Raw genomic sequence first — 14233 nt, 5'->3', positions numbered from 1 at the left:
TTAGCAGTTTAAGCCTTACCCGTGATTTCTGTAATTAGGAACTGTTTACCAATAGCCTTTAATTCCTTTATCCATGCGTACCAGTGCTTCCAGATAATAATAGTCGCCCCAAATCATGTAGTTATCGGGTGCCTGATTACCTCTCACGTGATAAGAACCATGCTGCAACAGACCTTCCACATTCGGAATATTCTGCGTTGAATAGTTATCTACCAGTGAAGTCATCATTTGCATAAGCGCTTCTTGAAGATAGGCACGATCTGCATCGTCTGGTGGTACTAGGTCTAATATTTCGAGAATACCACAAGCTGTAATCGCAGTGGCTGAGCTATCACGCGGTGTTCCATCCTCCACTTTGACATCGAAGTCCCAATAGGAGACATGATCTTCTGGTAAATGCTCTATAAAATATCGTGCAAGTCGTTTCGCAGTATCGAGATACATTGGATCTTTCGTATATCGGTAGCTAATGGCAAATCCGTATATGCCCCATGCTTGTCCACGTGACCATGTCGATCCATCCAAGAAGCCTTGGTGGGTCCCTCCTCGTAAGCAGTTTCCATTTTGCAGATCAAAATAAAAGGTATGATAACTTGACCCATCTCCGCGAATAAGAAAACGCAAGCTTTTTTGAGCATGTTTCATTGCAATATCATAATAAGCTACCTTGCCTGTCTGTTCATGTGCCCAAAATAGCAATGGGATATTCATTAAGCAGTCAATAATAATTCTTCCACCATTATCCGGATCATCGGCTTGTCCCCATGCTTGGATAGCCTCGAAGCTTTCCCGAAACCGCTCGACAAGCTTATCCGCGGCACTAAGCGCAAGCTGCCTAGCTTCTTCACTGCCTGTAATACGCCATTCGGCTACAGCAGACAAAGAATACAAGAAACCAATGTCATGATGGTCAAGTACAATATGATGCTCTAAACGATGTCGGTATGATTCCAACTGCTGCATCGCTGTCTGTTTATAAAAATCATCTCCGCTATATTCATAGGACAACCATAGGAGACCTGTATAAAAGCCATCAATCCAGTCATTATTCTCTCCCCACTCATAACATAGCTCATTCGAAATATGAGGGAATTGTTCCGGATGTCGAATGGCATTCATTTTGATGGTGGCGATAGCTGCTTGTATCGCATCTTTCCACATGAGTAGCACCTTACCTTCCATTATTTGATTACCGTTATTAATTCTGTTCCTTCACTACGCTGAATCCAAACAACCTCGCCAAAAACCTGAGTCCCATCCACAACATAAGAATCGATATGATTTCGAGGTTTGCGATGACAAATTAGAATTAAATGCTCTTCATACCCTTGGTCATCATCGCGATCCAAGCGAATCAATACAGCCTCCGCCTCTGCATGATGGACATGCTCACCTAAATAGGTCATCACTTCTATGGGTTGAATGAAGGGGGCATTATTTGATCCCGCTGCTTGCGGGTAAAGGACATGCAGCATCGAAGTAAATCCAGTATGAATACTCCGATAAGTTACAGCCTGATTCGGTTCAATTGAATTATATTCAAGCGATATCATGCTATCCCTCACTTCACAGGTCAACCGTTCCGGATGCACCGGAATAATCTTGATATTGGCTTCATGCTCTGCTTGGGTACGAGCTGTGAGATCGCTAGAATTTACCGTGATCGCGCCAGGCATGAAATGGAAATGCTGTTCAAATATATGCTCCTCTTTGCACTCAAAGCTGTCACATAGTAACCAAACATTCGGTTTAATGAACAGAATTCGCCGCAGAGGCCGAACGGGATCATCTAAATAAAAATAACCCGTATGGCTTCCTTCGACATAATCAAATTTAGAATCCGTTGTCCAAAACACATCTCTTGGCTCAGCAATCCTTCCATTCGTCCAAGAATCAATATATTCATTAAAATCAATATGATCCACCATCGTTGTATTATGGGCCTTGCATTGCTTCAGAATCTTTCTCCACGGCGTATGATCTCCGTAATTATAGCGACCGGAATCAACCAGCAGGTCCCTGCCAAAGGCATGCATTTCGAAATGCAGCATATCCGCGTGTCCATGGCCGCCGCCTAGAAAGCCACAATGAAAATACAAATAGGCATCCTGCTCCGACCACCCAGACCGCATAACATAATTTCCTGTTTGAACAAACGGCCATGACATATGCTCAGGCTGCCTAGCTTCGAGTTCCTCATAGAGCGTAATCCCTTGAATACCGAACGCCCAAGCATGATCGTAGCTGAGTACAGTCGATCCTCCAAATTTGAGATGGGCATCCTCAAAATATACTGCTCCCGCAGCAAGCGTTTCCCTTAGGTCGTTATTGTCACTATCCCCTTGAAGAGGCTGGTAGTGGTTGGGTTTTGCCATGTAAAGATCCGCATATAACATATTGTTAACGGTACGAACAATGACCGGCTCTGGTGTGATCGCATTATTTGTGGATAGGATCAGATAATCCATGTAACAATGAAGCACCTCATTATGATACAGCGGTGACTGTTCCCAGTGCACTCCATCCTTTTGCACTTGCAGTTCTGCCGTCTCCTTCAAGCTTTGCGTACTTAACCCGCGCCAATATTCAGCTCTATTCCAATCTGACATAAACACCGAGATACCGAATAGGCCACGATTTTCTATAACGCCCCAGTTGCTCATGCGTTTCCACCCTGTGCATGGGGCAGATGCAATATATTCTCCATGCTCGTATAGAGATCGAAGCATGTTATGAAATAACCGTGTAGTAAAATGCGGACTCCGCTTAATGTAAGGATAGGTCTTGATCCAATGATCGCACCGTATCCCCGCATCAATGGTTCTCCAAGTTAAGTGATCCCTAACAGGAATCTCTGGAGCTGGATTGTGGTCAATCCAGCTTTCCATCTGTCGGCATACAGCCTCAGCATATTTTTCATTCTGAGTAATCACGTAGGCTTGTCCAAGAGCAATCCAGTACCGATGACGATTCAGCATGTAGGTCCATTCTGGATCTTCCGCAGGAATGTGATCCCAACGAATTTCTCCCTCGAATCGAACCGATTCGTTGGATCGTTCCATATCCCATGGAAAACGGAAAGTAAATATGTTGTTCACTGTCTCATCTGCCGTTTCCATCACAAGCGCAAGTTCTTCTTGGCACCTCAGCTTCACATATGCAATCAAGCCCTCTAAGTCTTCATCTTTAAAATATAAACAAGGTTCCGTTCGCTGCTCATAAACATCCTTCAGTACCTCCAACGCCATTCGTTCTCCATGATTTATCAAGGCATTGCGGACAGGATAAAGATGCTCTTCCTCTAGATTGATCATCTCATACCACAACCATTTATTATCCATACCTACTCCCCTTTTATTAAAGGTTCAATTGATTCAAGGCTACAAACTCTTTCCTCCGATGCTCTTGTAAAGTAAACCTAAAAAGTATAAAGTGAACTAATATGAACATTATACACACAAATGAACACAAAAGGAGATTTTTTTATGCACAGAAGATATGCTTCTCATCCCAATGAAGTGAAACAATTTGACACCGAACGGCTCCGCACTGAATTTCAAATCTCCGACCTATTTAGACCCAATCAGCTTGAGCTTGTACTTACACATGAGGATCGCTTTATCATTGGAGGGGCCTACCCTGTGACTGAAGACGTTACGCTCGTTACAGATCTAAAAGAACTAGGCGTTTCGTTTTTTCTGGAGCGCCGTGAATTAGGTATCATTAATATTGGCAGTACAGGAAGCATCCTTGTAGACGGTAATGAGTACGTGCTGAACTCTAAAGACTGTTTATATGTGGGCATGGGGTCAAAGGAAGTTATTTTTAAAAGCGATGATCCGGCTAATCCTGCCAAGTTCTATTTAAACTCAGCGCCGGCTCATGTGAAATTTCCGACAACCCATACTACCCTAGCGGAAGCTGACAGCAGCGCTCTTGGATCGATTCAAAATTCCAATGATCGTACTATACATCGGTTTATTCACGAAAAAGGAATTCAAAGTGCTCAATTAGTCATGGGAATGACGCAACTAAAAGAAGGGAATATGTGGAATACTATGCCTGCCCATGTTCATCCAAGACGTATGGAAGCTTACATGTATTTCGATCTTCCTGAGGAATCCGTTGTTATTCATTTAATGGGAGAACCGAAAGAAACGAGACATCTTATGATGAGAAATGAGCAGGCTGTAATATCACCTAGCTGGTCCATTCACAGTGGAGTTGGCACGAGCAACTATACATTTATATGGGGAATGGCTGGAGACAACAAGGCATATGCAGATATGGACCAGGTAGCTATGAAAGAATTACAATAATAGAACCTGTATAAAAGAAATGAGGCTTTAGGATGAATCCGATCCGGCGCTACGAGAAGATTATGGAAGTTTTATTAATGAAAAAGGAAGTTACGGTTACCGATTTAAGTAATACTCTAAAAGTTACTGGAAAAACAATTCGTGAAGACTTAACCAAACTAGAGGAACAAGGACTTATTGTACGTATTCATGGTGGTGCTATTCTCGCTCAATCCGACCAATTTGGAATCCTCCCCTCCAGAGAACCCTTAACGAAATATGCCGAAGAGAAGAACGAGATTGCACAAGTAGCAATGAGTCTTATTCATAAAGGTGACATCATCGCTCTGGACGGAGGAAGCACCACTCTTGAGATCGCCCGAAATCTTGAAAATCAGCCATTAACCGTAATAACAAATGATGTATATATTATTAGCGAGCTTGCCTCGAAGGACAATATCAGGCTTGTGGTGCCGGGCGGCTATCGTGTACGAAATATGTTGGTTGGTCCCAGCAGCACTTCATATATTCAACAATTAAATATTCAAAAAGCCTTCATCTCTGCCACAGGAGTACATCCACAGCAGGGACTATCTATTTATACCGGAGATCTCATTGAATTTAAGCAGGCTTTATTGGCTACTGCCAAAGAATCCTTCGCCGTATTAGATCATCATAAGTTCGGACAGACAGCACTTCGGACCTTCGCCTCATTACACGAGTTAACAGCCATTATTACCGACCGAGGGCTATCTTCCGAGATCGCTGATGAGTATCGAAAATTAGGTGTAAACCTAATGCTAGGAGCGGTTTGAATATTGAAGAGGAGCGTGCTGTCGTCTCATGCATATTTTTGATTTATCAGGTAAGACTGCGATTGTAACAGGAGCTGCAAGAGGAATCGGGCAAGGAATAGCACTCGCTTTAGCTGAAGCCGGAGCAGACGTGGTATGCATCTCTCAAAGCAAAAGCGAAGAAACCGCCAATAAAGCCAAAGCATTTGGGCGCAAGACTTCAATCATCCAAGTTGATCTGAGCGACAGATCTTCATTGCAGACGACCTTTGAAGAGGCACTAACGCTCACTGGACATGTTGACATCCTGATCAATAACGCTGGTATCATTAGACGTGCGCCTGCAAAGGATCATTCAGAGCAAGATTGGTATGATGTCATTAATCTCAATTTGAATAGTGTATTCCTACTCTCCCAATTAGCTGGCAGACACATGATCGAACGCGGCAGTGGTAAAATTATTAATATATGCTCCATGCTCTCATACCAAGGGGGAATCACGGTACCCGGGTACACCGCAAGTAAGCATGGTATTGCTGGTGTCACAAAAGCATTAGCTAACGAATGGGCAAGTAGCGGAATTCAAGTAAATGGTATTGCACCTGGTTACATTACAACCGATAATACAGCGCCCATCCGTAGTGATGAGCATAGAACTGCAACCATAACCGAACGAATACCAGCAGGACGCTGGGGTACCCCTGAAGATCTGAAGGGTCCTGCTATTTTCCTCGCTTCTTCGGCATCCGATTATATGAATGGACACATTTTGTGTGTGGATGGCGGTTGGATGGCTAGATAGAGAAGCCCTGTGCAATATTACGATTCAAATTATCCAATAGAAAAGAAAAAAGCCTGAATATTCAGGCTTTTTTCTTTTCTATTAATAAAAACCCCTTTTTTTCCGCGGTTCTGCTTCGCCTTATTATCCTTCTAGACTTCCTTTTATTTTCAATCCACTCAAACTTCCGCCTTTAACAAATAAACGCTCGATGTTCTTCTCTACTATAGGATCTGGTATTAATGGCGGTGCTTGATGAGGTTTGATTCGGGCATCAATAATCATTTGATCACAGCCCCAATGCTTGTTCTCATATGAACTATTTACGCCATATATATCATGGGAGGGATTACTTCGGGTAAACGTAGCCCATAAGAAATTGTTGATCGTTGAACTCAAGAATGAACTATCATCACATAAGATGATCAGCGGACAGGAAGGATTAGCTCCCTTATCCGCAATCGCTTCACAGAAACCTTGCAGTTCAAGCTTCGCATGAGCATAATCTGTAAATGTACTTCCTTGTATGGCCACAACACCCGGCATGATTAAACGTGCATTTTCGAAGCCACGAATTTCATTCAGAACGCTAGGAACCTCTTTACACAATTCCCTCTTCTTATCCCCATAGGCTGCCAGAACCACTTTACTACCACTATTTAGTCCCGTACCAGAATAATCTAGCGTATCAATCGTCGTATTCGTATAAAAATGAATGTCCCTGCGCAGATCCATCCGCTCGAGGATATACATAATAAAGTCTGCTTCTTTATGAGAATCAATCGGTTGATTCTCTTCTGCCGTGATAAATAGATACTTAGCAAGACTTAGTTGCCCTGTGCCTAAAATACGATTGGCTAACGTAAGTAGCTCAGTCGGTTGCTTCACTTGTTGATACGGTGTATACCGTTCACTACCAATGGCAAACAACAACGGATGAACACCTGCCGCATCTACAGCATGAACTTCTTTTACACCCGGAATCTCTTGTTTAATGGCATCCCCTGTTAACTCATGAATAAGTTCACCGAATGAGGTATCTTCCTGTGGTGGGCGACCCACGACGGTAAATGGCCAAATCGCATTCGGTTTAGCATACACTTTATGAACCTTCATTACAGGGAATGGATGCGTCAGACTATAGTAGCCTAAATGATCGCCAAAGGGACCCTCTGGTTTGGTCTCCCCTTGATGAATTTCTCCAGTAATCACAAAATCAGCATCATTACTAATACAGAAGCCATCCAAATAGCTATAGCGGTAACGACGTCCCGATAACAAACCAGCAAAAATCACTTCGCTAAGTCCTTCGGGCAAAGGCATGATGGCTGATAACGTATGTGCAGGAGGCCCTCCCACAAAACAGCTTACTTTCAGAGGAATACCTTGTTTATTCGCTTTATCCTGATGAACTCCAATCCCCCGGTGAATCTGATAATGAAGTCCAATTTCTTTATTCATTTCGTATTCATTTCCACTGAGCTGAATTCGGTACATGCCAAGATTTGAATTCATGATGCCTGGTTTCTCAGGATCTTCAGAGTACACTTGAGGTAGGGTGATAAAAGCACCACCATCCATCGGCCAATGTTGAATAAGCGGAAGATCTGAAATTTGGATTTCCTGAAAATCACTTGGTATCCGATTTCCACGCTTTTTCAGTGGTAATGCATTTAAAGCTGCAAACCCGTTATCCATATGTTTAAAAGGTTGCTTTAGCGCCTTCATCGGGTCATCGCGTAAAGCAATAACACTCTGCGTGCGATCCCATGTTTTACGGAAAATAAATTTGCTACGCTCTATATTACCGAACAGATTCGAAACGGCTGGAAACTTCGAACCTTTTACATTTTCAAATAACAATGCAGGCCCATCAGCTTCATATACTTTCATATGAATCGCCGCCATTTCAAGATAAGGATCAACTTCTTCCTTGATACGAATTAAATGTCCATGCTTTTCTAAGTCTATGATGCATTCTTCTAAATTTCGATACAATGTATTAGCTCCAATCTCCAAGTAAGTTCACCTTGAATATAACTTATCCGAAATTCCAAACGTACAACAATCTCTTCCTTCATCATACACTGAAATGACAAACAGAAAAACCACAACCGCATTCGGTCGTGGTTTCTCTTCAACTTCCTACGTCTCATTCGTTCGGCAAATACCGAGAAACATAATCGTATGTATTAAAACGTATTATTCACATTAGGGTTATAGCTATTTGGATCTGGATATTTAGGATTAGGTCCATATTGATTGTCTCCTACACTGTCTAGGCACAAAAATACAAGTAAGATAATACCACCAGCTAGAGGAACCCATGATATGAAATACCACCATCCACTTTTACCTATATCATGAAGCCGTCTGACTGTAACTGCTAGAGCTGGTAATAACAATCCCAGAGCAAGGAGCAAAATAAAAATTGGAGCTGTGCCTGCAAAATAATCAATTACTGTCGCTAATATGTAGAATATTCCATAAAAAAGATTAAACATCCAGTATTCCTTACGTCTTGCCCTCCCAGAAAACCCGATATAATTTTTTGAAGCTTTTAAAAATTAACTCATTACCATTCCACCTCATTAAGATTTTTTAAACAAATACATAAATTTTCCTTATTTGTTCTATATCTACAAAATAAAACATTTTATTAGGCTTTTGCACTACTTTTTCCCAAAAAAATAAACACCCAGGCTCAGGTGTTTATTTGCGAAACTCGTAATGTCTAGTTATAAGTCATCCATACCGTACTTCTGACAAACTCAAAACCCTGCTTAAACCAAAAATTGCGTGATTTTTGGTATCATCTCTACCATCTCTGCACCCGCTTAGCTGAATACGATTTAAACATCCGCCATCCTGTAAGTAGAGCAGCTACAAGACATATGCAAGCTGAGGTCGTAAATACCACATGCATCCCGCTTAAGAATACATCGGGACGTCCTGGAATCAGCCCAGTCACGCGGTGGCCTGCTTTGCTACTCATTACATGAAATAATGTCGTCGTTGCGACGGTAATACCTACGACCATCCCTACATTCCGAACCAGTGAATTCACACTCCCCGCAGAACCAAGCTGGGTACGAGGAACCTGGGACATGATAAGTGAATTATTCGGTGATTGGAAGAGTCCACTACCGATACCTAGCATTGCAATCCAAGTACCCACAACAATGAGAGAACTTCCCTCATGCAGCCAAGTGAGTCCGAATTGAGCAATAACCATCACGATCAATCCAGCGAAAGTTAGTAACTCTGAGCCAATTTTATCCGATAAAGCCCCACTAATAGGAGCGACAACGACCATACAAATCGGAAGCAGCATGAGCAGAAATCCGGCAGCGTATGGAGATAAATTCAACATATTCTGTGCATAGAACGGTGCAATAATATTGAAACAAAAGTTTGCCGTAAAGACGAGAAAACCACAAATAATACTGACCGTGAATAGAGGGTTCTTAAACAAAGATAGCTCAAGTAACGGATCTGAACGATGAGACTGTATTCGTAGGAAAAGGAGCAGCGAAGCAGCCGCAACAATAAGTGAAATGATAATCCACACATTATTGTAGCCAGACTGCTGTCCCAGCAGTAGACCTGCGAATAGTGTAATAATAAATGCCGCGAACAAGGAGCTTCCTGGCATATCAATTTTTGCTTTTACCCGAATCAGATCATCTGGGAGTACCTTCCAACCCATAATAATTGCAATCAATCCGATGGGCACATTGACCCAAAATATATACTCCCAACCCAAAGAGGAAACGAGAATACCACCAATGCTTGGGCCGGCAATGCTGCCTAGTGAAACGAAAGTTCCGATCAATCCGAGCGCCTTACCGCGTTCATTTGCAGGGAAGATATCGGTAAGAATCCCTTGGCTATTTGCCATTGTCATCGAGCTCCAACAGCCTGAATAACTCTTGAGAAAATCAGAAACGGCAGTGACGTGCTGAACCCACATAACAGTGATCCAATGATAAATATAATCGTACCAATTTTAAAAATCTTAATTTTTCCGGCAATATCTCCAAGTTTTCCGAAGAAAAGAATGAATGCGCAAATAGCCATTAGATAACCCGTGGTCACCCACTCGATCTGAGCAATTGGCAGACCCAGCTGTTTGGAAAGAACCGGTAGTGCAATATTAACGATGCTTCCATCCAGCGTAGACATAAATGTAAATAAGTTTAGAACAATAAGAATGATCCAGCGCTTCTTTTGAATGCCTGCATCCTCCTGATAAGTTTTAGGCATTGTACTCATAAATAACCCCCTGATGGAAAATAAGACTGATTGGTTGCGTGCGCAACTAAATAGTAGCATTAGTGTAACTCATATTAGTTGCATGCGCAACAAGTTTGATATAAAATCATCAGTACATATTTAATATTGAAAGAGGTACCCCTTTGAAGAAAGAACCTATTGGCAAGCTTATCTCCTACATCCATCGACAGAATCAAAAAAGGCTGGCAAAGCAGCTAGCTCCATATGGCATCGGTAGCGGTGGTCAACACAGCTTTCTAAAGGTTGTCCTGCACAATCCAGGTATTACTCAGGATCAGCTCACTCAACAGTTGAAATTTGATAAGGCCACCACTGCCCGGTCTATTAAACAGTTGGAACAATCGGGTTATATTGAGCGTAAACCGGACCCGGATGACCGTCGCTCTCAGCTCCTATACCCAACGTTGAAAGCTCAGGAATTTTATCCTATGCTTCAATCTATACTAGATGATCACAATAAAAAACTTACTTGTCATATAAGTTCAGAAGAAGAGGATCTGCTGATCTCCCTTTTGCACAAAATAAGTGTGGAAAGTCCTGAGCAGCCAGAAGATTAGCATAATAATGTGCATTCCTTTGAAGTTCACTGCTCTATTATGCGTATTTTGATTACGTTTATGAACAGCAAGCCGTATTACCAAATAAATCTGCAGATTTTATATAAGTTGCGACTCCGCATCTGTCCTCAGTAGAATATGAAAATCCCCTATCCATTATATGGATAGGGGATTTTTTAACATTAGTAAATAATAAAATTCACTTTACCGTTCACAAAAGCGACGGTGTCGAAGTTTGAATATACCCATGTCTCAATCTTTACACCATTCGTTTGTGTGATACTCTTGGCAGCCGGTCCCCCCCAAGAGAATTGAACCTGCTCCTTTGTCATACCTAGAGAAACTTTTCCAGCTTTGATCTGGTTCCAGATCGAAGAGGACCAGTTATATTTCTTGTAGGGATCATAGTTCAAAAAATCCGAATCACCACTAAATATTTGCATGACGCTGGATGAAGACATCGAATAACTCTTACGTGTTTGGCCTGATGACGTTTTAAATATGACAATAAACTCACCAGCATCGTTTGGCATGATATCTGTTACGGTTACTTTTGAGAAGCGATCCCATTGCTCGAAATAGTTAACCCAGTATGTTTTTCCGATATATTGGATTAGACTACCTTGCACTGCTTTTTTAATTAGCGCTGCTGTATCCGTAGATACAATCGTCATTCGCGCATCACCGATTGAGATTACAGCCTGTTTCCACTTCGTTTCCCATTGAGTGCTAGCACCTAGGGCATCCGTCAACAATGCTGAAGGAATGAGCATTCCATTCTTATCCGCTATTGGTGCTGCTTTTAATTGAATCGCATTCCCATTTAATGTAGCATTCAGATCGCCCGCTCTAAAGTTCATCGTCGTTTCGCCAAACTTTACGTTGAATCCTCCATCTGACACCGACACAATTCCACCTAATGCTTCTATTACAGATTTAGCAGGAACGAAAATAACTCCATTCACCTGTTTAGCATATTTCAAATTAGTACGATGACTTCCCGATACCTTTAAAGTTTTCGATAGTCCACTTGAAGTCACCGTTACTTGTGTCTGTCCAACAGCAAGCACTTTAAGATTTCCGCTCGGCTGTAGAGAAAGTAAATACGGCTTATCCATCGTTATATTCGCCTGATTGATGGGGACTTTAATCTTCGCTCCGTTCGTGTAAGTCTCTTGTATATCAACTTTTAGGCTGTCACCGACGAATGATTTTTGATTTGATATGGATACGGCCAAATCCTTGATTCTTGGAGCATCTACTTGCTTCGTATCTCCCTCGCTGAATAACACCCAGCTACCATCGCTATGCATCGCATAGAAGTGTTCAGTATCTGTAGCTACTGCTGTTTTCACAATTTGGCTTAGCCCTGATACTTGATTAGCTAACTTCCAACGATCTTTATAATTCCCTGTAGTCCAAACCGTTCCGTCCTTACGAGTAACGACTAAGGCTGGTGTGGGGTTACCCTCAGTGTAAGTAATGTGAACAGCATCATCCGCGACCGTAACGGGAATGATTACACCATGATCATCAAAATTAAAGGTTTCATATACAACAACTTTACCACTGTCATACAGCAATGCTACGCGCGAATTGTCGTATACCGTTATGGATGTAACCGAAGAAGCATCTGTGATCGCACCTAGCTTTTTAAAGACTCCTGGTTTATAAGGATCTTCAAATAATACATCCCCGTTCTTCGATAAGGCTGCAAATGTTTTATCCTCACAGGCGATTAATGCAATATTAGTAAGATTTTTCTTTTCTTTACCTGTACTCGTCCAGACCGTTCCATCTGTCTTGAGCCAATAATAGTTTGTAACCTGCTTAACTCCTGTTTGACCTTCCACGATATGTGGAGCATTGCCAATATCCCATTGAATTAATTTACCATCTGAATTTATACCTAGCCCCCCGTGCTCATTACCAATAACTGCAGCCATATTTCCCGGAGTATGAATCTTCCGACTTCCATCAATTAATGACCACATCGAGCCATCGTCCATCAAAAAAGTATTTTTCCCCACCATGTCCTTAATTTGCGGAAAGCTCTCGGCGGCAAATGCTTTCTCGGCTATTCCGTTATTCGATACAATGCCAAATAACAAACCGATTGTTAAAATAAGATACAACATCTTTCTCAACTGTATAACCTCTCTCTGACTGGGTATTTTTCAATATCTCAATTAAATTCGACAAAATATAATATATTTCCTCCCTAACATTACAACTCCACCTCTGCTATACGGGCTTATATGTTCATATAACAACTGCGAAAGAAACATTTCGCTACTTATTACGTCTATTTATATATTAAAAAGAGCCCCAAAGGAGGAGTACAATGGATATGAAAAAATGGAAGCTCATGCTTGGAATTCTCGCAGCAGTGCTCACCGTAGGCACCGGCTCGGTATCTGCTGCAAAGGAAAGTAAAATAGCGCTCAATTATAAAGATACAGGAATGGGTTCAAGTCAGATCATTGTCGAAAGTACAACCTTTGTTCCATTGAAGTCACTAGCAGCGGCAATGGGATATACGTTGTCATGGAATCAGAAGGCTAAATCCGCCAATCTCATTCGTCCAGATCGTGAAGTTATCTTCACACTGGGTGCTACACTCGTAAAAGTTAACGGTACGTCGTTACCCTTATCGAAGACACCACGCATGGTTAACGGCTCTATCTACGTTCCTTTGGTATCTGCTGTACATGCATCTGGAGGTAGAATAGGTTACAACAGCAGCAGTGGCCAATTGGATATTGTGGATATTCCTAGATTTGTTACTGCCTCTGTGAAGGGGCGATCCTACTGGGTTTCACAAAAAAATGGAGAAGTATATTATCTCTCCACGTCAACAGGAAAACCAGATAAAATTGGAAATATCCCGCTGAAAGAATCTCCATATACCCAGCAGTTGGAGCTCAAAGAGGCGGGAAGTGGTTCTGACTTATTATTTTTAAAAGATGATCATTATGCGATGTTTAATGATTTCTCTAATGGCTATCAGCTACTTATTCAGAACAAAAAAATTGTGAAACAGATGGATTATCACTATGTTACTTCTTCCTATCAGCATGCACCTCTACTGAAAACAACACAGCTTTTCATGACAGATGGCCAAAGCGTTCAATACATTAAACAGAATGGAAGTCTCGGTCAGCTATACGAACTGGAGAAAATCACTGGACAGACAGGTTTTTTTAAAGTGGAGTATGCTGCGGAAGACTTAATGTTAGTCAGGTCCGTCGACACAATACAGCTGTTCGCGATTAATACCAACTATAGCCAGAGTACTAATCTAAGCCTACAGCTCATTAGTCCAGAGGATCAGAAGGACTGGAATAATATCGACGCTAAAGATATGTATGTATTGCCAAGAATGCTTGTACTTACGAAACGTGCAGGAAATATTCTTACATTTAATTATACTCCCATTCTAACAGAGAAAGTTAAAACAGTGACTTACACATTGGTATCTAAATAAATTCCATAATGAATTTACAA

10 protein-coding genes and 1 pseudogene are annotated in these 14233 nt (G+C 41.7%); 5 read left to right on the top strand and 6 right to left on the bottom strand.

The features are described from left to right. Window positions 1–45: 45 nt before the first annotated feature. Window positions 46–1161 carry a glycoside hydrolase family 88 protein gene (locus JCM16418_RS01565; RefSeq protein WP_036646078.1) on the bottom strand — a complete coding sequence of 372 codons (1116 nt, stop codon included), beginning with the start codon at window positions 1159–1161 and terminating at the stop codon, window positions 46–48. A gap of 20 nt (window positions 1162–1181) precedes the next feature. Then, entirely contained in the window at window positions 1182–3341 is a 2160-nt protein-coding gene (locus tag JCM16418_RS01560) for an alginate lyase family protein (protein ID WP_052019980.1), read from the bottom strand. Between the two features lie 144 nt (window positions 3342–3485). On the opposite strand from JCM16418_RS01560, the gene kduI reads away from it, so the two are divergent. From kduI to kduD, 3 genes are read left to right on the top strand one after another with little or no spacing between them, the layout of a single operon-like run. Then, window positions 3486–4319 (top strand): 5-dehydro-4-deoxy-D-glucuronate isomerase, encoded by an 834-nt coding sequence (gene kduI, locus JCM16418_RS01555; RefSeq protein ID WP_036645445.1) that lies wholly within the window; start codon window positions 3486–3488, stop codon window positions 4317–4319. Window positions 4320–4351: 32 nt separating this feature from the next. Next, window positions 4352–5113: a DeoR/GlpR family DNA-binding transcription regulator gene (locus tag JCM16418_RS01550; protein WP_036645444.1), complete on the top strand. Its 762-nt coding sequence runs from the start codon at window positions 4352–4354 to the stop codon at window positions 5111–5113. 28 nt (window positions 5114–5141) lie between these two features. After that, window positions 5142–5894 (top strand): 2-dehydro-3-deoxy-D-gluconate 5-dehydrogenase KduD, encoded by a 753-nt coding sequence (kduD, locus tag JCM16418_RS01545; RefSeq protein ID WP_036645443.1) that lies wholly within the window; start codon window positions 5142–5144, stop codon window positions 5892–5894. Between the two features lie 123 nt (window positions 5895–6017). Here kduD and JCM16418_RS01540 read toward each other — a convergent pair whose 3' ends face one another. The 3 genes and pseudogenes from JCM16418_RS01540 to JCM16418_RS01530 all read right to left on the bottom strand — a co-directional run bounded on the left by JCM16418_RS01540 (window position 6018) and on the right by JCM16418_RS01530 (window position 10148). Then, window positions 6018–7871, bottom strand: coding sequence for a UbiD family decarboxylase (locus tag JCM16418_RS01540; protein ID WP_036646075.1), 1854 nt, complete (start codon window positions 7869–7871; stop codon window positions 6018–6020). A 194-nt stretch (window positions 7872–8065) separates the two neighbouring features. After that, complete coding sequence (locus JCM16418_RS01535; RefSeq protein ID WP_242403697.1) at window positions 8066–8416, bottom strand: DUF805 domain-containing protein; 351 nt, start codon at window positions 8414–8416, stop codon at window positions 8066–8068. 275 nt (window positions 8417–8691) lie between these two features. After that, window positions 8692–10148 (bottom strand): annotated as a pseudogene (locus tag JCM16418_RS01530) (MFS transporter). Between the two features lie 143 nt (window positions 10149–10291). Between JCM16418_RS01530 and JCM16418_RS01525 the strand changes: the two are divergent. Beyond that, window positions 10292–10726: a MarR family winged helix-turn-helix transcriptional regulator gene (locus JCM16418_RS01525; protein WP_036645442.1), complete on the top strand. Its 435-nt coding sequence runs from the start codon at window positions 10292–10294 to the stop codon at window positions 10724–10726. Between the two features lie 182 nt (window positions 10727–10908). Here JCM16418_RS01525 and JCM16418_RS01520 read toward each other — a convergent pair whose 3' ends face one another. Next, window positions 10909–12864 carry a stalk domain-containing protein gene (locus tag JCM16418_RS01520; RefSeq protein WP_148298731.1) on the bottom strand — a complete coding sequence of 652 codons (1956 nt, stop codon included), beginning with the start codon at window positions 12862–12864 and terminating at the stop codon, window positions 10909–10911. A 206-nt stretch (window positions 12865–13070) separates the two neighbouring features. On the opposite strand from JCM16418_RS01520, the gene JCM16418_RS01515 reads away from it, so the two are divergent. Beyond that, window positions 13071–14213 carry a copper amine oxidase N-terminal domain-containing protein gene (locus tag JCM16418_RS01515; RefSeq protein WP_036645438.1) on the top strand — a complete coding sequence of 381 codons (1143 nt, stop codon included), beginning with the start codon at window positions 13071–13073 and terminating at the stop codon, window positions 14211–14213. Window positions 14214–14233 lie beyond the last annotated feature (20 nt).

The sequence above is a fragment of the Paenibacillus pini JCM 16418 genome (genome assembly GCF_000576305.1).
GTDB classification, from domain to species: Bacteria; Bacillota; Bacilli; order Paenibacillales; family Paenibacillaceae; genus Paenibacillus_AQ; species Paenibacillus_AQ pini.
This window is presented reverse-complemented; position numbering and strand designations above follow the sequence as displayed.

Coding starts and splice junctions, on each gene's coding strand:
- JCM16418_RS01565 (WP_036646078.1), bottom strand. CDS start 1,161: ATGTGGAAAGATGCGATACAAGCAGCTATCGCCACCATCAAAATGAAT.
- JCM16418_RS01560 (WP_052019980.1), bottom strand. CDS start 3,341: ATGGATAATAAATGGTTGTGGTATGAGATGATCAATCTAGAGGAAGAG.
- kduI (WP_036645445.1), top strand. CDS start 3,486: ATGCACAGAAGATATGCTTCTCATCCCAATGAAGTGAAACAATTTGAC.
- JCM16418_RS01550 (WP_036645444.1), top strand. CDS start 4,352: ATGAATCCGATCCGGCGCTACGAGAAGATTATGGAAGTTTTATTAATG.
- kduD (WP_036645443.1), top strand. CDS start 5,142: ATGCATATTTTTGATTTATCAGGTAAGACTGCGATTGTAACAGGAGCT.
- JCM16418_RS01520 (WP_148298731.1), bottom strand. CDS start 12,864: ATGTTGTATCTTATTTTAACAATCGGTTTGTTATTTGGCATTGTATCG.
- JCM16418_RS01515 (WP_036645438.1), top strand. CDS start 13,071: ATGGATATGAAAAAATGGAAGCTCATGCTTGGAATTCTCGCAGCAGTG.